25 protein-coding genes and 1 pseudogene are annotated in these 24,651 nt (G+C 62.2%); 14 read left to right on the top strand and 12 right to left on the bottom strand.

Annotation, left to right across the window (positions count from 1 at the left end; all coding sequences use genetic code 11):
- Positions 1–13 precede the first annotated feature (13 nt).
- From groL to GGR00_RS07435, 3 genes are all read left to right on the top strand, one after another.
- Entirely contained in the window at positions 14–1,648 is a 1,635-nt protein-coding gene (gene groL / locus GGR00_RS07445) for a chaperonin GroEL (protein ID WP_184698883.1), read from the top strand.
- 74 nt (positions 1,649–1,722) lie between these two features.
- Positions 1,723–2,115, top strand: coding sequence for a hypothetical protein (locus GGR00_RS07440; RefSeq protein ID WP_184698881.1), 393 nt, complete (start codon positions 1,723–1,725; stop codon positions 2,113–2,115).
- Between the two features lie 74 nt (positions 2,116–2,189).
- Positions 2,190–2,357 (top strand): hypothetical protein, encoded by a 168-nt coding sequence (locus GGR00_RS07435; protein ID WP_170971428.1) that lies wholly within the window; start codon positions 2,190–2,192, stop codon positions 2,355–2,357.
- Positions 2,358–2,385: 28 nt separating this feature from the next.
- Here the strand turns inward: GGR00_RS07435 and GGR00_RS07430 are convergent, their stop codons facing one another.
- On the bottom strand, positions 2,386–2,640 hold the full coding sequence (locus tag GGR00_RS07430; RefSeq protein ID WP_184698879.1) for a response regulator: 255 nt from the start codon (positions 2,638–2,640) through the stop codon (positions 2,386–2,388).
- Between the two features lie 383 nt (positions 2,641–3,023).
- Between GGR00_RS07430 and GGR00_RS07425 the strand changes: the two genes are divergently transcribed.
- From GGR00_RS07425 to GGR00_RS07410, 4 genes are all read left to right on the top strand, one after another.
- On the top strand, positions 3,024–3,521 hold the full coding sequence (locus GGR00_RS07425) for a YciE/YciF ferroxidase family protein (protein ID WP_184698877.1): 498 nt from the start codon (positions 3,024–3,026) through the stop codon (positions 3,519–3,521).
- A gap of 162 nt (positions 3,522–3,683) precedes the next feature.
- Positions 3,684–4,604 (top strand): hypothetical protein, encoded by a 921-nt coding sequence (locus GGR00_RS07420; protein ID WP_184698875.1) that lies wholly within the window; start codon positions 3,684–3,686, stop codon positions 4,602–4,604.
- A 108-nt stretch (positions 4,605–4,712) separates the two neighbouring features.
- Positions 4,713–5,972, top strand: coding sequence for an NAD(P)/FAD-dependent oxidoreductase (locus GGR00_RS07415; RefSeq protein ID WP_184698873.1), 1,260 nt, complete (start codon positions 4,713–4,715; stop codon positions 5,970–5,972).
- Positions 5,973–6,084: 112 nt separating this feature from the next.
- Positions 6,085–7,245, top strand: coding sequence for an extracellular catalytic domain type 1 short-chain-length polyhydroxyalkanoate depolymerase (locus GGR00_RS07410; protein ID WP_184698871.1), 1,161 nt, complete (start codon positions 6,085–6,087; stop codon positions 7,243–7,245).
- Positions 7,246–7,327: 82 nt separating this feature from the next.
- Here GGR00_RS07410 and katE read toward each other — a convergent pair whose 3' ends face one another.
- Positions 7,328–9,439 (bottom strand): catalase, encoded by a 2,112-nt coding sequence (gene katE / locus GGR00_RS07405; protein ID WP_184698869.1) that lies wholly within the window; start codon positions 9,437–9,439, stop codon positions 7,328–7,330.
- A 242-nt stretch (positions 9,440–9,681) separates the two neighbouring features.
- Here katE and GGR00_RS07400 point away from each other — a divergent pair, with 242 nt between their 5' ends.
- Positions 9,682–11,007 (top strand): glucoamylase family protein, encoded by a 1,326-nt coding sequence (locus GGR00_RS07400; protein WP_246441294.1) that lies wholly within the window; start codon positions 9,682–9,684, stop codon positions 11,005–11,007.
- Here the strand turns inward: GGR00_RS07400 and GGR00_RS07395 are convergent.
- Positions 10,991–11,848: a transglutaminase family protein gene (locus GGR00_RS07395; RefSeq protein WP_184698867.1), complete on the bottom strand. Its 858-nt coding sequence runs from the start codon at positions 11,846–11,848 to the stop codon at positions 10,991–10,993. The two genes, GGR00_RS07400 and GGR00_RS07395, sit on opposite strands and share 17 nt — an antisense overlap.
- A 346-nt stretch (positions 11,849–12,194) precedes the next feature.
- Positions 12,195–12,437, bottom strand: coding sequence for a hypothetical protein (locus GGR00_RS07390; protein WP_184698865.1), 243 nt, complete (start codon positions 12,435–12,437; stop codon positions 12,195–12,197).
- A 222-nt stretch (positions 12,438–12,659) separates the two neighbouring features.
- Here GGR00_RS07390 and GGR00_RS07385 point away from each other — a divergent pair, with 222 nt between their 5' ends.
- Positions 12,660–12,863, top strand: a complete 204-nt coding sequence (locus GGR00_RS07385) for a hypothetical protein (RefSeq protein ID WP_184698863.1) — start codon at positions 12,660–12,662, stop codon at positions 12,861–12,863.
- 168 nt (positions 12,864–13,031) lie between these two features.
- Here the strand turns inward: GGR00_RS07385 and GGR00_RS07380 are convergent, their stop codons facing one another.
- Together GGR00_RS07380 and GGR00_RS07375 are read right to left on the bottom strand one after the other, a co-directional pair.
- Positions 13,032–13,280, bottom strand: coding sequence for a hypothetical protein (locus GGR00_RS07380; protein WP_184698861.1), 249 nt, complete (start codon positions 13,278–13,280; stop codon positions 13,032–13,034).
- A 111-nt stretch (positions 13,281–13,391) separates the two neighbouring features.
- A complete protein-coding gene (locus GGR00_RS07375; RefSeq protein WP_184698858.1) occupies positions 13,392–13,601 on the bottom strand; it encodes a cold-shock protein in 210 nt (69 codons plus the stop codon).
- Between the two features lie 581 nt (positions 13,602–14,182).
- Between GGR00_RS07375 and GGR00_RS07370 the strand changes: the two genes are divergently transcribed.
- The gene (locus tag GGR00_RS07370) at positions 14,183–14,380 is read left to right on the top strand and encodes a hypothetical protein (protein ID WP_184698856.1); all 198 of its coding nucleotides are present in this window, start codon (positions 14,183–14,185) and stop codon (positions 14,378–14,380) included.
- 63 nt (positions 14,381–14,443) lie between these two features.
- Here GGR00_RS07370 and GGR00_RS07365 read toward each other — a convergent pair whose 3' ends face one another.
- Both GGR00_RS07365 and rpsU read right to left on the bottom strand, forming a co-directional pair.
- Positions 14,444–14,656, bottom strand: a complete 213-nt coding sequence (locus GGR00_RS07365; RefSeq protein WP_184698854.1) for a hypothetical protein — start codon at positions 14,654–14,656, stop codon at positions 14,444–14,446.
- A gap of 16 nt (positions 14,657–14,672) precedes the next feature.
- On the bottom strand, positions 14,673–14,975 hold the full coding sequence (gene rpsU / locus GGR00_RS07360; protein WP_184698852.1) for a 30S ribosomal protein S21: 303 nt from the start codon (positions 14,973–14,975) through the stop codon (positions 14,673–14,675).
- Positions 14,976–15,248: 273 nt separating this feature from the next.
- Here rpsU and GGR00_RS07355 point away from each other — a divergent pair, with 273 nt between their 5' ends.
- Both GGR00_RS07355 and GGR00_RS07350 read left to right on the top strand, forming a co-directional pair.
- On the top strand, positions 15,249–16,427 hold the full coding sequence (locus tag GGR00_RS07355; RefSeq protein WP_184698850.1) for a GAF domain-containing sensor histidine kinase: 1,179 nt from the start codon (positions 15,249–15,251) through the stop codon (positions 16,425–16,427).
- Positions 16,428–16,553: 126 nt separating this feature from the next.
- Complete coding sequence (locus tag GGR00_RS07350) at positions 16,554–16,928, top strand: response regulator (RefSeq protein WP_343065528.1); 375 nt, start codon at positions 16,554–16,556, stop codon at positions 16,926–16,928.
- A 140-nt stretch (positions 16,929–17,068) separates the two neighbouring features.
- Here the strand turns inward: GGR00_RS07350 and nhaA are convergent, their stop codons facing one another.
- The 4 genes and pseudogenes from nhaA to GGR00_RS07330 all read right to left on the bottom strand — a co-directional run bounded on the left by nhaA (position 17,069) and on the right by GGR00_RS07330 (position 22,842).
- The gene (gene nhaA, locus GGR00_RS07345; protein WP_184698845.1) at positions 17,069–18,391 is read right to left on the bottom strand and encodes a Na+/H+ antiporter NhaA; all 1,323 of its coding nucleotides are present in this window, start codon (positions 18,389–18,391) and stop codon (positions 17,069–17,071) included.
- A gap of 699 nt (positions 18,392–19,090) precedes the next feature.
- Positions 19,091–19,267, bottom strand: coding sequence for a hypothetical protein (locus GGR00_RS07340; protein ID WP_184698843.1), 177 nt, complete (start codon positions 19,265–19,267; stop codon positions 19,091–19,093).
- An 81-nt stretch (positions 19,268–19,348) separates the two neighbouring features.
- Positions 19,349–19,738: pseudogene (locus GGR00_RS07335) on the bottom strand (hypothetical protein).
- A gap of 1,247 nt (positions 19,739–20,985) precedes the next feature.
- The gene (locus GGR00_RS07330) at positions 20,986–22,842 is read right to left on the bottom strand and encodes a sigma-54-dependent Fis family transcriptional regulator (protein WP_055978130.1); all 1,857 of its coding nucleotides are present in this window, start codon (positions 22,840–22,842) and stop codon (positions 20,986–20,988) included.
- Positions 22,843–23,071: 229 nt separating this feature from the next.
- Between GGR00_RS07330 and GGR00_RS07325 the strand changes: the two genes are divergently transcribed.
- The gene (locus GGR00_RS07325; RefSeq protein WP_055978132.1) at positions 23,072–24,124 is read left to right on the top strand and encodes an NAD(P)-dependent alcohol dehydrogenase; all 1,053 of its coding nucleotides are present in this window, start codon (positions 23,072–23,074) and stop codon (positions 24,122–24,124) included.
- Positions 24,125–24,238: 114 nt separating this feature from the next.
- A complete protein-coding gene (locus GGR00_RS07320; RefSeq protein ID WP_343065527.1) occupies positions 24,239–24,547 on the top strand; it encodes a ribbon-helix-helix domain-containing protein in 309 nt (102 codons plus the stop codon).
- Positions 24,548–24,651 lie beyond the last annotated feature (104 nt).

Genomic DNA, 24,651 nt, shown 5'->3' with positions numbered 1-24,651 from the left:
CTGGACGAACACCATGTCTGCCAAAGAAATCAAATTCGCCGGCGACGCCCGCGACCGCATGTTGCGCGGTGTCGAGTTGCTCAACAACGCCGTCAAGGTGACGCTCGGCCCCAAGGGCCGCAACGTCGTCATCGACAAGGCTTATGGCGCGCCGCGCATCACCAAGGACGGCGTCACCGTCGCCAAAGAGATCGAGCTTGCCGACAAGTTCGAGAACATGGGCGCACAGATGGTCCGCGAGGTCGCTTCGAAGACCAACGATCTCGCCGGCGACGGAACTACCACCGCGACTGTGCTCGCCGCCTCGATTTTACGGGAGGGTGCCAAGCTGGTTGCTGCCGGGATGAACCCGATGGATCTGAAGCGCGGTATCGATCTCGGCGTCGCCGCCGTCGTCAAGGAAATCCAGGCGCAATCGAAGAAGGTCAAGTCCTCCGAGGAGGTCGCGCAGGTCGGCACCATCGCCGCCAACGGCGATGCGACCGTCGGCGAGATGATCGCGAAGGCAATGAAAAAGGTCGGCAACGAAGGCGTCATCACCGTCGAGGAAGCCAAGACCGCCGAAACCGAACTCGAGGTAGTCGAGGGCATGCAATTCGATCGCGGTTACCTGTCTCCGTACTTCGTGACCAACGCAGAGAAGATGCGCGTGGAACTGGAGGCCCCATACATCCTCATCCACGAGAAGAAGCTCGGCAATCTTCAGGCCATGCTGCCGATCCTCGAGGCGGTGGTGCAGAGCGGCAAGCCGCTGCTCATCATCTCGGAGGATGTCGAGGGCGAGGCGCTCGCAACGCTGGTCGTCAACAAACTGCGCGGCGGCCTGAAAGTCGCGGCGGTGAAAGCTCCGGGCTTCGGCGACCGCCGCAAGGCCATGCTGGAGGATATCGCCGTGCTGACCGCCGGCCAGATGATCTCCGAAGACCTCGGTATCAAGCTCGAGAACGTCACGCTCGACATGCTCGGCCGCGCCAAGCGCGTGGTGATCGAGAAGGACACGACGACGGTGATCGACGGCTCCGGCGCCAAGGCCGGAATCGCCGCACGCATCGCCCAGATCAAGGCGCAGATCGAGGAGACCACTTCGGACTACGACAAGGAGAAGCTACAGGAACGGCTGGCCAAGCTCGCCGGTGGCGTTGCCGTCATCCGCGTCGGCGGCGCGACCGAGACCGAAGTCAAGGAGAAGAAGGACCGCATCGACGATGCGCTCAACGCGACGCGAGCAGCCGTCGAGGAAGGCATCGTGCCGGGCGGCGGCGTCGCGCTGCTGCGTGCCAGGGCCGCCCTCGCTTCGCTGACGGGCGCCAATGCCGACGTGACCGCCGGCATCTCCATCGTACTCAGGGCGCTCGAGGCTCCGGTCCGCCAGATCGCCGAGAACGCCGGGGTCGAGGGCTCCATCGTCGTCGGCAGGCTGACTGACAGCAAGGACCGCAACCAGGGCTTCGACGCCCAGACCGAAACCTATGTCGACATGATCAGGGCCGGCATCGTCGATCCCGCAAAGGTCGTCAGAACCGCACTTCAGGACGCCGGCTCGATCGCGGCGCTGCTGATCACCGCAGAGGCAATGATTGCCGACGCGCCTGCGAAGGATTCCGCGCCAGCGGCCGGCAACGGCGGCATGGGTGGAATGGGATACTGAGAACAGTGCCTGAACCGTTCGGCCGGCGCGGCCGGACAAAGCAATTCGTACTCCAACCTGGAAGGACAATCTCCATGGCCGTACAGAGCACCACGAAACCATCTCTCTCCCGGCGTTGGGAAGACTACCAGCCTTCTAAGACCATGCTGGTCTGGGCATGCATCGCGGCGGTGATCGCCACGATCGTCGTCGGCTTCAGCTGGGGCGGCTGGGTCACCGGTGGCACTTCGCAAACCATGGCGAAAGCGGCTGGCGACACGGCGCGCGGAGAACTGGCATCCGCCATATGCGTGGAAAGGTTCAACGCGTCGCCGGATGCCGCGGCGAAACTTGCCGAGTTCAAGGCGATACCCGACAGCTACAAGAAGCGTCAGTTCGTCGAAGCGGGCGGCTGGGCGACGATGCCGGGGCAGACTTCGCCAGACAGGCTGGGTGCGCAGGCATGCGCCACCGCTCTTTCCGCTTGACGGTAGGCCGATTTCCAAACGGCGCTCGGGCAAACACCGGAGCGCCTCATCCGCTGACCAAAGGAGAGTGCACCATGATCTCGTTTGTGAAAAAGCCGGACCCGCAGCAACCACCTGAGCACGTCGACGACAATCGCTTTGAGCAGATCCGGAAGGCAGCGGCTGAACGGCATCGCAAATCGGACACCGACGGCACACGCCGCCGAGCCCGCCAGACGGCCGAAGACAACCGTCTCATATAAGAGGGCTGCGGCGACCATGCCGCGCAGGTCAAGATGGACGCTTCTTGCCGGCGAGGCTTGGGTAGCGGGCGATGACATTGAGTATTCGTGAGCCTTCAAGCCAATCGGCATAGATGTCGATTGGTCCACTCAAAGCGAATCCATTCATGGTTCGCGGCATGCCTACGTCCTTGATCACCGCCCTGGTGGCAGGATCGGAATCCAGCATCGCGATCACTTCGTCGGTATTGGCCGCATCGAGAACCGGGAAACCCATATCTTCTAGCGATGCCGCCAGATCCACCCGGATGAGCGGCTCATCCTCGACAAAGAGTACAAGGCTGACGGTCCTTTTCGACGATGGAGTTCGCGGTGTGGCGAGAGCGCTGAAGCGGCTCTCGGAAAAGCGATCTTTAGATTCTGAGGTCAGTCCGGCAAGCGTTCTGTGATGGTCATCTGTCGTGAGCGGCTTCTAATGAACCGGCTGCCTTTCGGCCATATCCGATGTATCCGATATCCTATGCCCAGACATGACGGTGAGGCGACGGGGTGACCACCGGACCCGAACCACAAAGCTTCCTGAGCGTGGCATTTGGAACCTTTCCGCCTGGGGGACGCTGTAGGTGATGCATTTCACGACCCCGTGAATGGCAGCGCACACAAGATGCGCACCGAAGGAAAACTCCCATGGCAAAAGAAAAGACGCTGGAAGATCTCTTCCACGATACGCTCAAGGACATCTATTACGCAGAACGGAAGATCCTGAAGGCTCTTCCCAAAATGGCGCGCGCGGCATCATCGCCGGAACTCAAGGCGGCGTTCGAAAAGCACAAGGACGAGACCGAGGGCCACGTCGATCGTCTGCAGCAGGTCTTCGAACTGATGGGCAAGCGGCCGCAGGGCAAAACCTGCGACGCCATCGAAGGCATCATCTCCGAGGGCGAGGAGATCATCGAAAGCTTCAAGGGCACGGCAGCGATCGATGCCGGTCTCATCTCGTCGGCCCAGGCGGTCGAGCACTACGAGATCACGCGTTACGGCACACTCAAACGCTGGGCTGAGGTCCTCGGCATGGCAGAGGCCTCCAAGCTGCTCGACCAGACGCTCGGCGAGGAAACGGTGACCGACAAGGCGTTGACCGGCCTTGCGGACGCATCCGCCAACGAGATGGCCAAGGCCGCCTGACCCACATTCAGCTACCCGGCTCCGCCGCGGTGGCTGGTTTCTTTCAGTTCGCATCAATCCCACAGGAGACAATTATGGGTCGCGGCATTTTGCTCTGGCTGCTCGGGGTTCCGATTCCGATCATCATCCTTCTCGCTCTGTTCATGCGATAGGAGGACAATCATGGCTTCAACCATCCTGGCCACCGACGTGGCCGCCCCGGTCGAGTCGTCCTCATCGGCCGTCAGCTGGGGAGCTATCATTGCCGGCTCCTTCGCGGCCGCCACGCTCACCTTCATCTTGATGCTTCTTGGCTCCGGCCTCGGCCTCACCATGGTTTCACCGTGGTCCAGCACCGGTGCCAGTGTCACAACCTTCGCGGTGTCAACTGCCATCTGGCTCGTCATTGTGCAGTGGCTCTCGTCCGGGCTCGGAGGCTATCTGACCGGGCGTCTTCGCACGAAATGGGTCGGCGTCCATACCGACGAGACGTTTTTCCGCGACACAGCGCATGGCTTCATGGCCTGGGCGCTTGCCACGCTGCTCGTCGTCTTCGTGCTGGGCTCGGCGCTCTCGGCGGCGATCGGCACGGGCGTTCAGGCTGCTTCCACAGTGGCCTCCGGAGCTGCGATGGGCGCATCGGCGGGAGCATCCGCAAATGCCGGTGATGGTGGTGGAACCGATGCCACTTCCTATTTCGTCGACTCCCTCTTCCGTCCCGTCGATGCTGCAAGACTGGCGGCGCCGGGAGCGGAGGGTGATACGGCCGCGGCCGCGCAGGCCTCGCGGATCCTCATCGCCAGCGCGGCAGCGGGAGAAATGTCGGCGGACGACAAGGTCTATCTTGGTCAACTCGTAGCAGCCCGAACGGGATTGTCTCAGGGCGATGCCACCGCGCGCGTCGATGCCGTCCTGGCCCAGGTCGAGCAGGCCAAGGTCACCGCGCAGGAAGCTGCCGACACCGCACGCAAGGCCGGAGCGACGTTCGCGCTGGTCGGCGCGCTGTCGTTGCTGATCGGCGCCTTCATCGCCAGTGCCGCCGCCGCGCTCGGCGGCAGGCAGCGTGACGATGACGAGATCGCCTACGTGACGACATCGCGATAGCCGGTTCTCGGCTGCCTTGCTCGGCATGGTCGGCCCACAACCATCTTCGATGGACCCCGGTGATCATTCGCCGGGGTTCATGTTTTCTCCCATACACTGGCGATTGCCATGACGCGCATGCTCGACCTACGGACCGGCGTTCCTGTCTGGGAGGCCTACCGCGCTCCCCGCATACCGACGCAAAAGCTGACGCGGGACGTTTCGTGCGACGTGCTGGTGGTAGGGCTCGGCATCAGCGGCGCAATGCTGGTCGAGGCGCTTTCCGCCCAGGGTCTTGCTGTCATTGGCGTCGATCGCCGTGGCAGCATGCTCGGCTCGACGCCCGCAACCACCGCGTTGGTGCAGTTCGAGATCGACCAACCGCTCTCTGAACTCAGCCGGAAGATCGGACGATCCGACGCCGAACAGGCCTGGAGACGGTCACGGTTGGCGGTGACCAATCTGCGGGATCGCATCGGTGAACTCGGTATCGCCTGCGACATGACGCGAACTCAATCCTTGTACCTTGCAGGGAACGCTCTCGATCCCGGAGAATTGCGACTGGAGGCGGAGGCTAGGGCAAGCGCCGGTATCCGCGCGACCTATCTGACGCCTGCTGTTCTCAAGGCGAAGTTCGGCATCGACCGCAAAGGAGCAATTCTCAGCCAGGATAATCTCGCCCTCGATCCCCGCAAGCTCACAGCTGGCTTTCTAGGCAAGGCGCTCGAACGAAGAGCCCGCTTCTACGCTCCCGTCGAGGTCGCAGGCCTTGCCACCGGGCCGACCGGCGTACGCGCGGAAACTCAGGACGGGCCGGTGATCTCTACCAGGCAGGTTGTGCTGGCGACGGGGTACGAACTTTTGGACATCGTGCCCTCCGACACTCATTCCGTCATTTCCACCTACGCCATCGCAACGAAGCCGCAGAAGAGTGCGCTTTGGCCCGGCGCGGCTTTCGTCTGGGAGGCGTCCGATCCCTATCTCTACATGCGCGCGACCGCCGACGGACGGGTGATATGCGGCGGCGAGGATGAGGATTTCGTCGACGAGGCTAAACGGGACAGTCTGCTCGCAGCCAAGACGCGGACGATTTCCACCAAGCTCAAGAATCTGTTTCCGCAACTGGATGCCACGGCCGAATTCGCCTGGACCGGATGTTTTGGCACCACGACGACCGGCCTGCCCTATATCGGCGAGCTGCCCGGTCATCCCGGCATCTTCGCCGTCCAGGGATATGGCGGCAACGGAATCACATTCTCGCAGATCGCGTCAGAGATCATTTCGACCGCGATTGCAGGGCGTGACGATGCAGACGCAAAGCTTTTCGGTTTTGGGCGCACAGGAATGGTCAGGAAGCTGGTGGACGCGGCAGGCAAACTTATCGCCTGACGTCGACACCTGACCAATTCCCTTGTTATTGTGCAGTGCAGCAACGATATTGCTGCAAGTGCGTTGCACGCATTGCCGTCCAATTCCGGGCGTCACAACAAGGACGGCCCAATTGCGAAAAATCTCTGACACGATCGCGCGGCTTGCCGCGCTTCAGGCACGCCATGGGGCCTCTCCCGGGAGCCTCGGCGCGCCCGACCGTCTTTCGGCGCTAGCCCGCTTCGGCTCCAACCCGGGCGCTTTGACAGCGAGATTCTATCTTCCTGACAACCTGCCGGAAGGTGCGCCGCTTGTGGTCGTCCTCCATGGCTGCACTCAGAGCGCGGCAGGATACGACCATCATTCAGGCTGGTCCCAGCTTGCTGACGATGCCGGCTTCGCACTGCTCTATCCGGAGCAGCAGCGAACCAACAATCCGAATCTTTGCTTCAACTGGTTCCAGCCTGCCGATGTGAAGCGGGATGCCGGCGAAGCGCTGTCGATACGACAGATGATCGAGGCGATGGTCGAGGCGCATGGGCTTGACCGGAAACGAATCTTCATCACCGGCCTCTCGGCCGGTGGCGCCATGGCCGCGGCGATGCTTGCATCCTATCCTGATGTCTTCGCCGGTGGCGCAATCATCGCGGGGCTCGCCTATGGCAGCGCGGCGACGGTTCCGGAAGCCTTTGACCGCATGCGAGGCCATGGCGGGCCGTCGGACGTGGAGTTACGGCGCATGCTGCGTGAGGCGTCGTCTCATCGAGGGGCGTGGCCCAGGGTTTCGATCTGGCAAGGGATAAGCGACCAGACTGTCGCGGCTTCCAATGCCGAGGCGATCGCCAGCCAGTGGCGCGGCGTCCACCAACTCGACAGCGCGCCGACACATGCCCGCACTGAGGGCAAAAGCACACGGCAGTCCTGGTGCAATGCCAGTGGGGAGGTCGTCCTAGAGGTCAACATTGTTGCCGGGATGGGCCATGGCACGCCAATCGACAAGAACGGCTACGGAACGCCGGGACCCTACATGCTCGATGTCGGCATCTCCTCGACGCAGGAGATCGCGCGGTTCTGGGAGATCGCGGGCGGGGAAGCACGGCCTTCTGCAGGGTCGAAGCGGCGGAACATAGTCGGATATACCCCGCCGCCCATCGGTTCCCGTCCCAATGCCGGACCAAGGACGTCGGCGCGGCCTCCGGAACTGTCGGCATCTCCGAAGCTGGAGGCGTCACCAGCTTCAGCTGTGCAGAAGATTATCGAGGACGCCCTGAGGACCGCCGGGCTGATGCGCTGATAGCCTCGCCCGTATCGGAATGTGCGTCTTAACGAAGGAGCCAGACGTGGCTGGCTCCTTCGTCGTGCCGGCAAAAACCGTACTACAGCTTAACCGCCGTCTCTCGAGACCAGAGACGGAGCTTTCGGCAGGACTCGATGAACCCGGCGATCGCCTTCGCATCGCCGAGACCGATCAGCCCTTCATCGGCCTTCGGATCCACGCCGGCCTTCCGCAGCAGCGGCGCGGCGCCCGGCGTAAACGCGATGAACTTGCAATGGGCAAAGGCATCAGCAACGAAGTCGCGCGCGGCGGCTTCGCCAGCGAGGCGCTCCGCACCTTCCTCGGAAAGGACCAACGCCACCGCGTCGAACAGGACCGACGGACCGCCGTCGATCATGTGCTTGGCGGCGATCATAGTTCCGTCCGCCGCTTCGACGCCGCCGACCTTGGGAGCGATGACCTCCACCGTCGCACCTTCCTTCTCAATTGCGGTTCGGAGCTTCTTCAGGAGCGACGCGTCAGCGCCAGGGCTGACCAGCACGCCGACCTTCCGGCCCGCGAAACTATCCGGTCCGTTCGCGAGTATGCTGAGCGCCGGTGACGGTTCAAGATCGTCGCGTGGCGCAACTGCCGCGTCCGCCGGCTTGGGCAGTTCCTTGATGCCAAGTTTGTCGGCGACCGTTTCGGCCAGTCCTTCGTCGATATTAAGGAGATGCGAAATCATCCGTTCGCGGATGACAGACGTCTCGACTTTGCTCAATTCGAAGGTCAGCGCCATGCCGATATGTTTCTGCTCTGGCGCGGTCTGGCTGTTGAAGAACTGGCGCGCCTGGCTGTAGTGATCGGCAAAGCTTGCCGCGCGCAGCCGGACCTTCTGGCCATCCATGGCTTCGGGAAACGACCGGAACCCGCGCTGTGCCGATTCCCTTGGACCTTCGCCGAAGGAGTTCGGCTGGTAGTTCACCCGCCCAACCGGATTGCGCATCGCCATATGTCCGTCCTGCTGGAAATGGTGGAACGGGCATTTCGGCGCGTTGATCGGAAGGTGCGTGAAATTGGTCGAGCCGAGCCGTTTGATCTGCGTGTCGAGATAGGAGAAGTTGCGACCTTGAAGCAGAGGATCGTTGGAGAAGTCGACGCCGGGCGGCACGTTTTGCGTCATGAACGCGACCTGCTCTGTCTCGGCAAAGAGGTTATCCGGCATGCGGTCGAGAACCAAGCGGCCCAGCGCGATCGGCGCGATCACCTCCTCGGGAATGAGCTTGGTCGGATCGAGCACGTCGAAGTCGAAACTGTCGGCGAAGTCCTGATCGAAGAGCTGGACCCGCAATTCCCATTCCGGAAAATTGCCAGACTGGATCGCATCCCAGAGATCGCGGCGATGGAAATCAGGATCGGCCCCATTGATCTTGAGGGCCTCGTTCCACACCACCGACTGCAGGCCGAGCTTGGGCTTCCAGTGGAACTTGACGAAGGTGGACTCATCCTTCGCATTGAGGAAGCGGAATGTGTGCACGCCGAAACCTTCCATAAAGCGGAAGGAGCGGGGGATCGCCCGGTCCGACATGACCCACATGATCATGTGCATGGATTCCGGCGTCAGCGAGATGAAGTCCCAGAAAGTGTCGTGGGCAGACGCGGCCTGCGGAAAGCCCCGGTCGGGCTCCGGCTTTACCGAGTGAATGATGTCGGGAAACTTGATGGCATCCTGGATAAAGAAAACTGGGATGTTGTTGCCGACGATGTCCCAGTTGCCTTCCTTCGTGTAGAGCTTGACAGCGAAGCCGCGCACGTCGCGGGCGAGGTCTGCCGACCCTTCACTGCCGGCCACCGTGGAGAATCGCACGAAGGCCGGGGTCTTCTCGCCGGCGCGTTGGAAGATGTCGGCGCGCGTGTATTTCGCCAGCGATTCGTAGGTCTCGAAATAACCGTGCGCGCCGTAGCCGCGCGCATGCACAACGCGTTCGGGAATACGTTCGTGGTCGAAATGGAAGATCTTTTCGCGAAAATGGAAATCCTCGATCAGTGACGGCCCGCGCTCGCCTATCTTTAAGGTGTTCTGGTCGTCGGCAACCGGAACGCCCTGGGCCGTCGTCAGCACCGGAGTGTCGCCCTCGGCAATCTGGTGCAACTCGCCGCCATTGCCGCGCTCAAGTTTCTGGTCATGGATCGTCGCGGGCGTGCCCGACGACTGTCTAGCGCTCTTGGCCATGGAAATTCCTTTGAGAGGAGAGTTGCGCATTGCGCGTCTCTGTCAATGAAACAGCCGGCATCCGGTTCCTGTAGTGTTGAAGATGCTGAAAAGAATGGAACGGGTCTTCTCATTCTAGCAGCCCTTGGAGCGAAGACAGAATGGTCCGGTCGCCCAACGATGAGAGTTATTCGTTCGGTGCGTATTGAGCGACAGTGCGGGCTACAACATGGCTGCGATCTGCGTTCTAGCCGATCGCAGCCATGTCGCCTGTTGATCTTCTCATGAGCCCGCAAGTGGATGCCTTTGCCCCGCAGTTTTCTGAAGCCGATGACGAGATCCTCGATCTGGTCCAGAGGCAGACACTTCGCTTCTTCTGGGAGGGCGCGCATCCCATAAGCGGGCTTGCCCGCGATCGTCAGAAGACGACCGGCGACCCCGACAACGACCTCGTCGCCATAGGCGGCTCGGGTTTCGGCATCATGGCGGTCGTCGTGGGCGTCGAGCGCGGCTGGATATCGCGCGACGATGCCGTGAGCCGGCTCGGCACGATGCTGTCATGCCTGGAACGGACACCACGATACCACGGCTTATTTCCGCATTTCATCAACGGGCGGACCGAAGCGACCATCCCCTTCAACCGCAAGGACGATGGCGGGGACGTTGTCGAAAGCGCTCTCTTGTTCCAGGGGCTTCTCTGCGCCCGCCAGTATTTCGATGGGGACAGCACCGCCGAACGGGACCTTCGTCACCGGATCGACCGGCTCTGGCTCGAAGCCGAGTGGGACTGGTACAGGCGGGATGGAGGAAATCACCTCTACTGGCACTGGAGCCCCGACCAGGGCTGGGCGATGAATCGAGAGATCGCCGGCTGGAACGAGGGCCTGCTGGTTTACGTGCTTGCCGCCGGCGCGCCGGAACATACGATCGACGCCGATGTCTATCACGAAGGGTTCGCGTCAGGGCCGGGCTTCCGCAACGGGCGAAGCTATCATGGCATCGAGCTTCCACTCGGCATGGATCACGGCGGCCCGCTGTTCATCGCCCACTATTCCTTCTGCGGCCTCGACCCGCGAGGACTCTCAGACCGCCATGCCGATTACTGGCAGCAGAATGTTCGCCATACCCGCATCAACTACGAGCACTGCGTCGCCAATCCGCATGGCCACGCGGGATATGGGCCGGACTGCTGGGGGCTTACGTCCAGCCACGGCCCGAGGGGGTACGTCGCGCACGCGCCCGGCAAGGACATCGGCGTGATCACGCCGAGCGCCGCGCTTGCGAGCTTTCCTTATACGCCAGAGGAGGCGATGCGCGCGCTGCGCTATTTCCTGACCAAGCCGAAGCATCGCATTTGGGGTCGGTTCGGCTTGGTGGATGCCTTCTGTGAAAGCCATAACTGGTATGCACGCACCTATCTGGCGATCAACCAGGGACCGATCATCATAATGACCGAGAATTTTCGCAGCGGCTTGCTCTGGAGCCTATTCATGAGTGCGCCGGAAGTGCAATCCGGCCTGCAGAAGCTGGGTTTTGAAAGCCCGCATCTGTCGCAAGCCGGTAGTGCAGCCGCTATGAGACCGGCCTGACCCTCACAGCGACATCCATGGCGAGGAAATCCCCTGGCTCGCCGATATAGCCGCCGACGATCGGCATGATCTGGCGATTGCTGCGTGCGACCGCTACCGGGATGAGGTTGGCGCCGCCGAGGCGGCGATGCGTCGGATCGAAGGCGATCCATCCTGCGCCAGGAAGATAGACCTCCGCCCAAGCATGGGTCGATCCGGGGTCGTCGACGCTTTGCTGCGCATCGAACAGATAGCCCGAGACGGCGCGGGCGCCGACGCCGAGATGACGGACCGCCTCGATGAACAGCGCGGCAATGTCCCGGCATGAGCCGCTCGCCAGCGCCAGCGTTTCCAGCGGGGTCTGCGTCCCTTCCTCGTCACGCACGCGATAGGCCACCGAGCCGAGGATGCCGGCATTGAGGTCTTTCAGCAGTGAAAGCGTGTCGGTCGAGGCGCCCCGGACAAACGCGCGCGCCCACACGCCCATCCGTCCCTCGGGATCACCATGTTCCGGAATGCGAAGCGCGCCCAGATGGGCCATATCGTCGGAGGAATAGTTGAACGGGAAGGAATGCGCCTCGGGGGCGATCCGAAATACCGGCCACGCCACCGCCGACTGCTCGACCATGAACTCGCTTGTGATGACCAGTTCTACGGCTGCCTGCGAGAAGATGCCGGTTGCGATCAAATTGCCGAAGACGTCCTGCGTCCACTCGAGATCCGCGACGGGCGTGCAGGATAGCGAACTCGACAAGAGGGTGATGTCATGGCTGCCGCGCGGGCGCAGGATCATGCGGTGCGGCTGGAGCACAACAGGACGTGCGTAGCGATAGGTCGTCCTGTGGTGGATCGCCAGTCTCATCTTTACCGCCGAAAGGGCCGGGCCGTTTGATCATCTCATGATTTCAAGTGAGGCCCTCGGACCAAGCCGGAAATCGTCCCTATGCCATGCAGAACGCCCCTGCAGCGCGATCGTTGCTGCGACGCACCAAATTGATGTGCGTTCTGAAATACCGCGTGTCCGACGGCCAACGGACCGGGAACAGCTTTTTGAGTGCCATGTCGACCGGCTCGGCCTGCCGCTAATGCGAACTAATCGTTCGAAGAAACTACATCCATCAGAGGATCGAGAGGGCGCCGCTTGTAGTTTCTCACCGAACGGCGCGACGCGGTCGTGATCGTGCAACACAACACCCCGCACAAATCTATCAGCGGGAGCGTTCCTCGCGCAGCGCCTTCTCCACGCTGTTCTGTTCCTCTCCCTCGTCGGGACGGTTCAGCGTGACCGTGCAGCGGATCAGGAAGTTCCAGTCGGGACCGTGCTCGATGATCAAATGAAGGTCCGAGATTTCCTCGAAATAATGCTCGATGCTCTTCGGGCCTTCGTCGGTGCGATATTCGATGACCGCCTTCCAGCGCTTGTCGCCATGCAGGGTGACAACGTTGCTCATCCGGTTTCCGTGCTCGGCAATGAAGACTGCCTAAAAGGTGATGCTGGTCAGGACGACATATAGAAGCGTGCCGACAACGCTGCCGATCAGAAGGATTAGCAGCCAAGAGGTCGGGTCGGCGTTCAGGCGGGCGAGATAGCGCATGGGAGAGGGTCCTCGGACGGACGACGGATAATCAATGGGAAAGGGTGCCGCCGTCGGTTTCCCACCTGTGCATTGCCGATGAGCTGGTCCGACCGGCGCGCTCAGCAGCACAATACTGCCTGCCGTGAAAGCCGCGAGAAGGTCGGCCTCGCAGCAGACGCCGTATTGCAATTCCCTGACCAGCAGGGCGGCCAGGCGCTCGGCGTCGAGACTGCCGGGAACGCGATCTGGTTCTTCGCGCGAGCGCTCATGATCATGCCCATGTCGGCGGGTGTCAGGTAGTGCTGATGTTGGGAGGCGGAAGACAGGACGTCCTCCTTTCGCGGTCGGGGGCAAGGGCACGATGGCCGCCCTCAACCGGCAGCGCCCTGAACGAAGCTACCGACGATCGGACCCTATTAGCATACGACGCCCCACGCGAGGATATTCGCTCCCGGCGAGGGTGTTCCCTCACGCGGAGAACTTTTCTTGACGTGCCGATGCGGCCTTCTTCGGGCGCAGCTTGGCTGGGGCCGGAACGGTGGTCGGTTTCGCCTCGTTCTCCAGCCGCGCCTGGCGGAGCTTCGCCGTCTTTGCCTCGCGGCGCGCCGCTTCATCGCCGATGATCGCGCGGGCCGCATGGTCTGTGATGTCGGCCTTGGTTTCGGCCTTGGACGCCCTGGGCCTGAACAGGGCGTGCTCTGTGATGGATCTGCTCATATCCGCCTCCGCACTAAGAAAGCAAAAAGGCCGGGCGAACCCGGCCTCTCCTATGCGCCTCAATGATCAGTGCCAGTACATCCATGGTCAAAGACCAGAAGCGCAGTCCCTTTACGCGGCCTGAAGGTTCTCGGCTGCGCTCTTGCCGTTGCGGTTGTCCTTCACGAGGTCGAAGCTGAGCTTCTGGCCCTCGACGAGGGAACGCATGCCCGCACGCTCGACGGCCGATACATGGACGAAGACGTCCGGCTGACCGTTGCCCTGCTCGATGAAGCCGAAGCCCTTGGTCGAATTGAAGAACTTCACGGTTCCAGTATTCATGACGATTTCCTTTCAATCGGTAATAGAAGATTGCTTGCCGGGCAGCACGCCAGGCAAATGGTTCAGATCGATTTTGAGAGAGGAAGATCGCCGATGGCGCATTTTGCGCCGGAAACAAATTTCAACAAGCAAGATCGATATTCCGAATGTAGGCCATGACGGTGTTCGAAACAAGGCGTAGGCGAAAATATACATTGCCTCCTGGACAGCAGCGACGGCCGGATTCAGTTTGCTTTTTCTCAAGTCAGGTCCGCAGCGCCGATGACGGAGATGGCCGTCCGCCGGCCTTTGTACCGCTTTTCGTCTCCACTGGCGCTCTTTCGATTTCGCTCGCTTCAAGGGCTTGGCGGGCCTTGCGTCGACATGCTCGACCTGTCAGCATCAATTGTCGCCGCTACCGATCGGGGGGCGCTCATCCGGCTTTCGCCCGCTATCGAAGGGCTGTGGATCCGCGCTGGCAGACTCGGAGCGGCGCAGGGCGCGATGATGTGTCGTCGCGCGACAGAAACGGTGGCTGTAGCTGAACTCGATTTTGCAAGACTCGAGCCGTGGTTCCCTCCGACAGGCGAAGGATGAATCCATTGTCGGGCAGCAGCTACGAAGACGACGAGATCGGTATCATCTGTCCTGCCTGCGAGTATGAGATCAGGAAGAGCATCGGCTGGATTCGCAAGCACACACAGATCGAATGCCCCGGCTGCGGGCAGAGGATCGACATCGAGAGCCGGAACTTCCGCATGCCTGGCCGAACAGGCGGCAACGGCGATCCGTCACGCTGATGCGACGTCGCATGAACGCGGTTCCAGCAGTCGGCGACCAAAGGGAGCCGCCGACGCTCCCGCTCAATTGCCGATGACCTTCTCGATATCGAGGCCGGTCTTTCGTCTGTACGCGAGGCGGCAGGCGACGATTTCCGTCCAGAATCGCTGGGACCAGGGGCCCGGAAGCCTGGCGGCAGCCTTGCCGCTGTTTTCAAAGTTGAGCTTCGCCGCGCGCCAGAGCGCCCTTGTCGAAAGTCCTTGCGATTTGAGCGCCACGTAGGTCGACGTCATCATGTCGCCCGCCCGTCGCTCATTCGGACGGCGTTCTGAAGCCGCCTCCGCCGCCGGCAGCCTGTTGCGCGCCCGGCGCGGACGGGCGCGAGAGAGGGGCTTTTCTCTTCGTCTGAGGCAGCAGGCCTTCTCGTTGCGCGCGCTTCCTGGCCAGCTTGTGCGCTCTTCTCACGGCTTCCGCTCGTTGCCTGGTCTTCCTCTCGGACGGCTTCTCATAGGCCCTGCGGGCCTTCATCTCAAGGAAGACGCCTTCCCGCTGCATCTTCTTCTTCAGGACCCGGAGGGCCTGTTCGATATTGTTGTCGCGCGCGAGTACCTGCACCGGGTCTCCCTGCTGGCCCATGCTGTGCACGGGCGTTGCGGCGGGCCGAAGCGGCGAACCGTGAGCAGGCACCATAGTCCTTCTCACGGGAAAGGCGACAAGGGATTGCAGGATCTGCGAAAGCCCGTCCGTTTCCTTGGTCCAGCTGCGTTGCCAATTGCGACCTATCCGTCGCTGGCGCATTATGGACGGACGAAAACATGGCGCCGGAGGTTGCCTTGCCCCGCAACTGGTGTGGAGCGTCTCCGCCACGTCCTCATTGGAAGTCCGGATTTGAAAAGCGACTATCAGGCGGATATCGATGCCATCGGGAACATCGACTCCGTGCCCACCATTCTCGACGTGGTGTGCCGCACGACGGGGATGGGATTCGCCGCTGTCGCGCGCGTCACCGACAGCCGATGGATCGCCTGCAGCGTCCTCGACCACATCGCGTTCGGGCTCCAGCCCGGCGGCGAGCTTCAGGTCGAAACCACCATCTGCCATGAGATCCGGCAAAGCGGGGAGCCGGTCATCATCAACAACGTTGCCGATGACCCGGTATTCTGCGGCCACCCGACGCCAGCGATGTACGGCTTTCAGAGCTACATCTCCATGCCGATCGTGCGCAAGGACGGGTCGTTCTTCGGGACGCTGTGTGCCATCGATCCCAAGCCGGCCCGGCTGAAGGACCCGGAGATCGTCGGCATGTTCAGGCTCTTCGCCGAGCTGATCGCCGCTCACTTGGACTCCATCGATCAGATCGCCATCAGCGAGCAGCTGCTCGCCAGGGAGCGCGCGTTCGGCGCGATGCGTGAAAAGTTCATCGCCGTGCTCGGCCACGATCTGCGCAATCCGCTCGCGTCCGTCGTCTCCGGTACCAAGATGCTGATGCGCAAGCACGAGGCGGAACCCGACAGCAGACGCATCCTGCTGCTGATGCAGGGAAGCCTTCTGCGCATGCGCGGCTTGGTCGACAACATCGCGGACTTTGCGAGATCGCGATTGGGAGGCGGGCTGACGCTCGACCTGGAGGCGGATGTCCATCTCGAGCGGACGCTCGATCAGGTTGTCGACGAACTGCGGGCCGCGCATCCGGACCGGTCGATCGTTGCCGAGTTCTCGCTCGATGAAGCCGTGCCGGTGGACCACGGACGCGTCGCCCAGCTTCTGTCCAATCTGATCGGCAACGCCCTGAGCTATGGCGATGCCGACAAGCCGGTCCGAGTGTCTGCGAAAGCGGACAAGGCCGGCTTCGAACTCGCCGTCGAGAACGGCGGCGCACCAGTCCCGACGGAAACCCTGGCAACGCTCTTCGAGCCGTTCGCGAGAGGTGAAGGTGACCGCAACGGCGAGGGTCTGGGCCTGGGGCTGTTCATCGCCTCGGAGATCGCCAAGGCCCATGGCGGAACGTTGACCGCGACGTCCGGCGCAGGCGTGACGCGGTTTGTATTCGACATGCCCGCGCCATAGCGGGGTCAAAAGTCGACGTACATAGGGAACAAAAGGGACAGAAGCGCGGTTTCCCTTGCTTGCAGCGAGCTGCCATTCCCGATGCACGGGGGCTTGGATGCATTTCTGCATCCATGGAGCCCCTCAGTGACCTCCCACCCCGCAGCCAAGATACTGATCGTCGAGGACGAGCCCCTTATCCGCATGGATCTGGCGGACATGCTTGAGAAGCTGGGCTATTCCGTTCTTGAAGCGGCAAATGCCGACGAGGCGATTGCGATCCTGGAGTCCGAACCCGCCGTCACGGCAGTAGTGACGGATGTGGACATGCCGGGAACCATGGACGGCCTCGCTTTGACCTTTGTGGTTCGAAACCGCTGGCCACCATGCCATTTGATCGTCGTGTCCGGCCACAGGCGTCCAAACACGGGGAACATGCCGGCGGGCAGCCGGTTCATCAGGAAGCCGCTGGGAACCAGCGACCTGCAAAGAACGCTGGCTGAATTGGGTGTCGCGGTCTGACCGGCTCCGCGCCAAGCTTTGCTTCCGGTCGCCGCGGAAGATGCCCGTCTTCGGTTTTCCTTACAATTCTCGTTTCATCAAATCGCCGAACAGGCGCTGCCCGTAATGCGAGCCTGTCCGGTCCTTGGCGCTCCGCGGAGCTAGCCAGCATTTTGACTGCCGCGGGAGGTCAGCCAGACCAACGCGAGAAAGCCCATTGCGGCTGAGACGACGGAGGCCGCAAGGATGCCGAGCTTTGCGGAATTCAGCAGGCCCGGATCGAAAGCGAGTTCGGCGATGAACAGCGCCATGGTGAAGCCGATGCCGGTCAAAAGGCTGCCGGCCGCCAGCAGGCTCCATGGCAAATCACTCGGCCGGATGCCCAAACGCATCTTGGCAGCCATGAAGCTGAAGAGAACGATCCCGATCGGCTTTCCGATCACCAAGGCCACGAAAATAGAAGTTGCGAGCGCAGGGACGAACCCTGTGGCGCCGATCGGAACGCCGGCGTTGGCCAAGGCGAACAGCGGCATGATGGTGAACGCCACCCAGGGATGAAGCGATACCTCCAGTCGCTCTATCGGGGACAGGGCTTCGCGGGCTGCAATGCCGGCGCGGCGGAGATCCTGGCGGGCGGACGTGTTGCCTCCCCATCGGGCGCCGGGAGGATACGCGACGACGCGGTCGAAGATCGCGTGCAGGCGGCTGTCGCTTACCCAGCTCCGGGCCGGCGTCATCAATCCGAGGATCACCCCCGAGAGCGTGGCATGAACGCCCGATGCGTCGAGCGCGAGCCATATCAGCCCGCCCATCGCGAAGTAGACGGGAATGCTGCGGAAGCCGAGACGCGCCATCCCGGCCACGATGGCGAGCCCCAGCGCCACCAGCGCGAGCGCGATCCAGTTCAAGGTCCCGCCGTAAGCGATCGCCACCACCAGGATCGCACCGACGTCGTCGAAGATGGCGAGGGACAGGAGGAACAGGCGCAAGCTGTGCGGAAGGCGGGCGCCCAGAATCGCCAGGCAGCCGATGACAAATGCCGTGTCCGTCGACATGACGGTGCCCCAGCCGCTCGCGCCCGGCTCGTCGCCCACCAGCAGCAGAAACAGGCCGGCCGGCACCACCATCCCGCCGAGAGCGGCCGCGAGGGGAAAGGCGGCCCGTCGCGGGTTTCGCAATTCGCCCAGCACGAGCTCGCGCTTCAGCTCGAGGGCGACGACGAAGAAGAACAGCGTCATCAGGCCGTCGTTGATCCAGTGCTTCAGCGAGCGGACGAATTCCATCCCGCCTACGCTAAACCCCGCTTTGGTTTCCCAGAAGCCGAGAAACTGCGTCGACCAGGCCGTGTTGGAGAGAACCAGTGCGACGATCGTGCACACAAGCAGGATAGCGCCTGCCATAGCCTCGATGCGCAGGAACCGCGTCAACGGCCTCGTGAACAGATCCGCCGGTTCCTTCGGGAGCTGCGCAAGATTGCTGTTCATTCGCCTCGACTTTTCATGATTGTTCCCGGCTTGCTGCCAGCAGCGGATGTTCGATCCGCCAAACAGGATTTCCTGACGGAACGGGTTTGAGGGACGATCCGCGTTATGCCTATCGGCGAGCAGAGACCGGCTAGCCTTTAAAGCCAGCCACCTCTCGCTCCAGGCTATATGCGCGACCACGTTGGCTGTTTGACAGCGATCGCTATGTGACCCTCAGCGCAACATGAAGGACATCGCCGAGGAGGGAGGGGAGCGGAAGCATCCGGGTCCCGCGGCCGCATCCGCTTGCAACCATCGCGATGTTTCCTAGACCAAGGCTCCGGATCGCGGAATGGCACGCGGAGCCGCCGCCGCCATCTTTGTTGGTTCGGTGTGCCTGCAATAGGTCGACTTATATATGCCCGCGGCAAACCGCTGTCGCCCGCGAGCAGGTCATCACGCCGGCCGGTAGCAGGCACGGCATTCCGCCTCGGTCAATCGCCAGACGAATACTCATCGCAAACGCGACCACTGGAAGCCGGTCATAGGCTCCCGAACAGCACGGAATAAAGAATGAAAGCGATTGCAGCCGCGAACGAAACCCTGACGAAGAGGCTCCTGAAGTCATACAGGTATATTTGAGGCAGGATCGGATTTTTCATGACGGCTTCCTTGTGTTGGATCGCGAACGTCCAGTCGTGACGCCGACGGTCCGAGTGCTCAGATGAGGCGATTGTCCTCCGCCGTCTGTCGTGCGCGGCGGCGCGTGCCATCGGTATCCGCCTTCCTGTGCCTTTCAGCCGCGGCCTTGCGAATGCGTTCGAAGCGGTTTTCCTCGGTTTCTTCGAACTCTTTTGAGGACGGTGCCGGGTCGGTCTTCTTGTCGTGGGGGCTCATCGTCGGGCTCCTTGGTTGTGGTCGGCCCGCCGACCCGCCAGGAAAGGAGTCCCGGCGACCGGCGGCATCTCGCGTCGCCTGTTATGCGGCAAGGGCGGTGGCGCAACCCTGGACTGCGAGCCTGTCCGAGGTCGTTCGCCCAGGCATCGTCGTCCAGCCGCCGGCTTCGACGAACTGCCGCTTTTTGTAGCTGTCAGTCAGGGCCTTGAACTCCGAGAGCTTTGCCGCCGCGTCCGGCGCTGCGTTGAACCTTTCGACGCATATGGCCGACGCCAGCTCTCCACGCGCGATGTCGCCCGCAGTGGCCGCCGTTGCGCGTGATGTGCCGCCGGTCACCCAGCCACCCCAGTGAAGCCGACGATCATAGTGGCGACGATCGCCCCGGCACAGGACAAGAACAGCACGGATTCGACGGCTGGTAGCTTCCCAACGCTGAGTGAAGGATCGTTTCGTCACGCTCTGCACGGCCATGGTATCAACCCTTTCTGATCGATGTTCCGATTGCTCCCGCGTCGACGGATGTCGAGACACGGAAATCGGCATGTACGAGACGGCCCGTTGGGCCGGGAATTCGTCGAGCTGGGTTCCAGAACGCCTGCCGCATGCCGAATGACCATGCGGCTGCGGAGCAGGCGAAATCTCATGCGATGCTTTGAGGGTCTTTCCGCGGTCGATGTGAGGATCGCCACCCAACCCATATAGCGCCTGCGGCACGCGAATGATAGGAGCGCTGGATTTTATTTCCTGAAATCTCCAAAATATCGATAACTAAATCTGGCCGTCTGTCCTGCACTCGGAAATAAGAAGAAATAAATCGTGCCACGTGCCTCGTTCAAAACTTAATCAACATGCATTTGTACAACTCGTTGATTTGGCAGTTTTGGCTTCGCGGTGTCAGCGCCCCGCCATTCATCACCGAATTGTCGATAGCGAACGCCTTGTGCCAATGCGGTGCGGCGTGTCGCTTCATTCGAGCTGGAATGAGCGCCCGCGCTGGCCACGGACGTACTGGCAGCATCAGGCATCGTTCCGGTTCGGATGGGGACCGATATGGAGACGCATGGGCGCGCTCCCGCGGAGACCGCCGCCATGACCAGTCGCATCACACAGACCGTCGTGCACTTCTCCTCCGCCTTCCTGCTCCCAGGTTCGATGCGCCGCATGCACCCCGGCACCGCTTGCCGGCTAGGGGGTAGGTCCATGGTATCGTGAGGAAGTGGTGCCAAAAACCATCTACCGTCATTTTTCTTCGGTTGGAGAGGTTCACAAAGAAGAGAAATTCTTCTTCTATATCATATAGTTACGAATCGGCTACTTGGCTTGATAAGCCTGTTGATGATGTAGCGAAATCGGGCACCCCATATGAGCGAATTTGGCAAAGATAGAGAAATCAGTTACTTATCAACATGTTGCCGCTACCGATAGATGATGCAAGACGCGACATGAATGCCGAGCTTGGCGGCCCAAAATTCCTCAATGATAGACGATAGTTAGATTTGACGGTAAAAGCGACGGTGTTTTTGATTCTGCTTGTGGAAAAGAATATTGAATTTCAATATCTAAGCCGTCTTGTTGATGATGGAGTGGGAGTGACGGGCAAACAACGGCAATAGCGTCGTTTCGGCGAGCTAGTGACTTAGCCATTTCGGCGCCGCGTGCCTTGGAGTGCGCTTCGGCGCTCCTGCGAGTTGCGGGGAAGCTCGCAGTCAGCTGCCAAGTCAGCGGACGTGCTTGTAGACCGTGGTTCGGGAGAGGCCCAGCATCCGCGCTGTCTTCGAGACGTTGTCACCCGAGGCACGAAACACGCTCCTGATCTCGCGGCACTTGTGCCGGCTCAATGCGTGGCCGCGGCAATCCTCGCAGCTGTCCTCTGGCGCTGTTTCTCGCTCGGTGAAGGATTCTTCGTCGACAAATTCGAGATGCTGCCGCACCAGCGCACGCTGCAGGACCGACTGGAGCTCGCGGATGTTGCCAGGCCAACTGCGCAGCGACAACCGCGCGATCGCGGCATCGGTGATCGCCGTGCCCGGCGCGATCTTCTGCATGAGATGCTGGACGACAAGGGCGAAGTCCGACCGGGACCGCAGCGGCGGCATGCGCACGGTATAGGCGTTGAGGCGATAGAGCAGATCGGCGCGGAACTCGCGTGACGCGACCATCTCCTCGAGGTTGCGGTTCGTCGCCGAGACGATCTGCACGTCGACCTTGTGCGTCTTCTGGCTGCCAACCGCGCGTACTTCCATGCTGTCGAGGAAGCGCAACAGGGCCGTCTGGGCGGAAGCCGGGATGTCGCCGACCTCGTCCAGGAACAGCGTGCCGCGGTCGGCCGTCCGGGCCAGACCCGGAGCGCCGTCGGCGCGCGCATTGGTGTAGGCCCCGCGCTCGTGTCCAAAGATCTCGGCAATGAACAAGGCCTCCGGCACCGCGCCGCAGTTCAATGCCACGAATTCGCCCTTCCTGCCGCTGAGATCGTGAACGTGCCGCGCCATCAGTTCTTTGCCGGTGCCGGTTTCGCCCGCCACATGGATCGGCATGCGCAGCGCCACCGCCCTCGCCAGGTCGGCTACCGACCGCTTGAGCGCGGGATCCTCGCACACGAAGTCCGGTGTGCCTGGCGAGCTGAGCACGGCCGGCACCGCGCGTGCGCGTTGCGGCCTTTCGACGATGCCACGCTGGCCGATTTGACGGCAAACCATGAACACGCCGCTGCCGGCGCGATCGCGTATGCGAATGACGCCTCCGCTTAGCAGGCCGTCCATCGCCGTGCCGAAACCCGCCTCGAACAATCCGTCGAAATGGATGCCGAGTGTTGCCGGCAGCCCGGTCAGGAGGTGGACGCCGGGACGGTTGATCGACAAGACCTCTCCGTCCTGGGAGACGGCCAGAAGCCCGGCCGACAGCGTGTCGAGATATTCCACGCGCGGATGGAAGGCGAAGATGAAGCTTTCGGCACGCTCCTGGAAGATCAGGCCGTTTTCGATCTGGGCGGCGGCCATCCTCACCAGCGCATGGGTGTGTTGCTGGCGTGCTTCTTCCGAGCAGGAGGCGTCGAGCAATCCGAGAACATGGCCGCCGGGATCGAGGATCGGGGCGGCCATGCAGCTCAAATGTCCGTGGCAGGAAAAGTAATGCTCGCGCCCGTATATGGCGACCGGCTCGCGCCTCAGCGCTGCCAGGCCGAGCGCGTTGGTGCCGCGGTCGCTCTCGTTCCAGACGCTTCCGGGAATGATCGAACGCCCGGCCGCGCTGTCGGCAAAGCGCTGGTCGCTGATCGTGTCGAGCACCACGCCGTCGGCGTCGCCCAGGGCGATCATGAAATTTGAGCCTGCAATCTGGGAATGGAGCAGTTGCATCTCGGCCAGCGCCAGGCGCCGCAGGGCAGCGTTCGTTTCGCGCCGGCGGTTGACGTCGGAAAAGGCGATGACGTTGCCTTGCGGCGTGGCGCGCGGATCAAGACCGAGGTCGCGGCAGCGCTGCCAGCTCTCTGCGACGGCCGCAGACAGGGCGCCGGCAGGAAAGCGGTCGCCGCGTTCGAGTGCCGCGCGGGCGCGATCAATTCCAGACAGGTATTGCATGGGTCCTCCCAGGCGTCCGTGCCGGCCCGAAGGCCCGGCCGAAACAGCGGATTTGAGATAGCCAGAAACTGCACAGTCCATTCGCCCGAACGTTCAGTTGGCGAACGGGCATGAGTTGGCGTTTATGGAACAAATATCTGATTTTATTGTATTTTACATACTGGCACGCAACTTGCCACGCTCTCTGGCGACGGCCGGGTCGAGGATTCCGGCGGCAAGGGAGAAGAAGATGAAAGCGCAGGTTCTGACCAACTACGATGACAGCCTGAAGGCCGACGAGTGGGTGTCGCTTCAGGAGGTCCCCGACCCGAAGATCAACAAGTCGACCGATGTCATCGTGCGCATCGGCGGCGCCGGCGTGTGCCGAACAGACCTGCACATCATCGAGGGCGTCTGGCGTCCGCACATGGACCCCAACGGCAGCCAGCTGCTGCCGCTGATCATGGGTCACGAGAATGCCGGCTGGGTCGAGGCGGTGGGCAAGGAGGTCGAAGGCATCAAGGTCGGCGACCCGGTGATTGTCCATCCCAAGATCTCGGGCGGCACCTGCCTGGCCTGCCGGCGCGGCTTCGACATGCACGGGCCTGGCAAGTTCCCCGGCCTTGATTGCAACGGCGGCTATGCCGAGTATCTCTGCACCTCCGAACGCAACATCGTGCCGCTGCCGAAGACGCTGTCGCCCAAGGAAGTCGCGCCTTATGCCGACGCCGGCCTGACGGCCTACCGTGCGGTCAAGAAGGCGACCCGCCATCTGCTGCCTGGCGAGACCTGCGTCGTCATCGGTGCCGGCGGCCTCGGCCATATCGGAATCCAGTGCCTGAAGGCGATGTGTGCGGCAGATGTCGTCGTCGTCGACAAGTCGGAGGCTTCGCTGGCACTGGCCGCCAAGATCGGCGCCGACAAGCTGGTCCTTGCCGACGGCAACGAGGTCGAGGCTGTGCTGTCCTTGACCGAGGGGCAGGGCGCCGAGGCTGTCATCGACTTCGTCGGCGAGCGTGGCACCACCACCAAGGGCCTCGCCATGACACGGCCGATGGGCAGCTATTATGTCGTCGGCTATGGCGAGGACATCCGCGTGCCCACGGTGGACATGGTGATTACCGAGAAGAACATCATCGGCAACCTGGTCGGCACCTGGGCCGAGCTGGTCGAGTTGATGGCGCTTGCCGACCGCGGTCTCGTCGAGCTGACGACCGTCGAGTATCGCCTCGCCGATGCCAACCGCGCGCTGCACGACCTCAACAACGGCAAGATCCACGGCCGCGCCGTGCTCATCCCGTAAGGGTGATCGCCGGCCAGGCGCCAGGCCTGGCCGGCGGATCGAAAGTTCCGCTGCCGGACGTCGCGCCGGCGGCGGAGCTCCCGGCGACCGTGATGCAACAGGAGGAAGACGCAGGTGGGAGAGACCGATATGTGCAGAGTCCTGGCAACCCAGGCGCCGCAGAGATTCCAGCAGGTGAGCCGCTCGCTCCGCATTGCCGGTCATTCGACCAGCATCCGGCTTGAGTCGGCCTTCTGGAACGTGCTCGACGAGATTGCGCTGGGCGAGGGGTTGTCGACCTCCAAGCTCATCTCCGCGCTGCACGACGAAGCTGTCGAAATCCATGATGGCGTATCGAACCTCGCTTCCATGTTGCGGACGGTCTGCCTGCTCCATCAGCAGGAACAGGCCGGGAGTGCGGACGGGCGCCAGGCTCGGGCATGACCCTTTCCGCCAGTTTCGCCTGGCCCCTGGAGCCTCGTTCCCGCTGAAACGGAACGAGGCTCTGTACGTCCTGCCGGACCATGATCTGATCCGAAAGCCGAAGT

The sequence above is a fragment of the Aminobacter aganoensis genome (genome assembly GCF_014206975.1).
Taxonomy (GTDB): Bacteria; Pseudomonadota; Alphaproteobacteria; order Rhizobiales; family Rhizobiaceae; genus Aminobacter; species Aminobacter aganoensis.
Note: the sequence above shows the minus strand (reverse complement) of the source record. Positions and strands in the feature narration are given on the sequence as shown.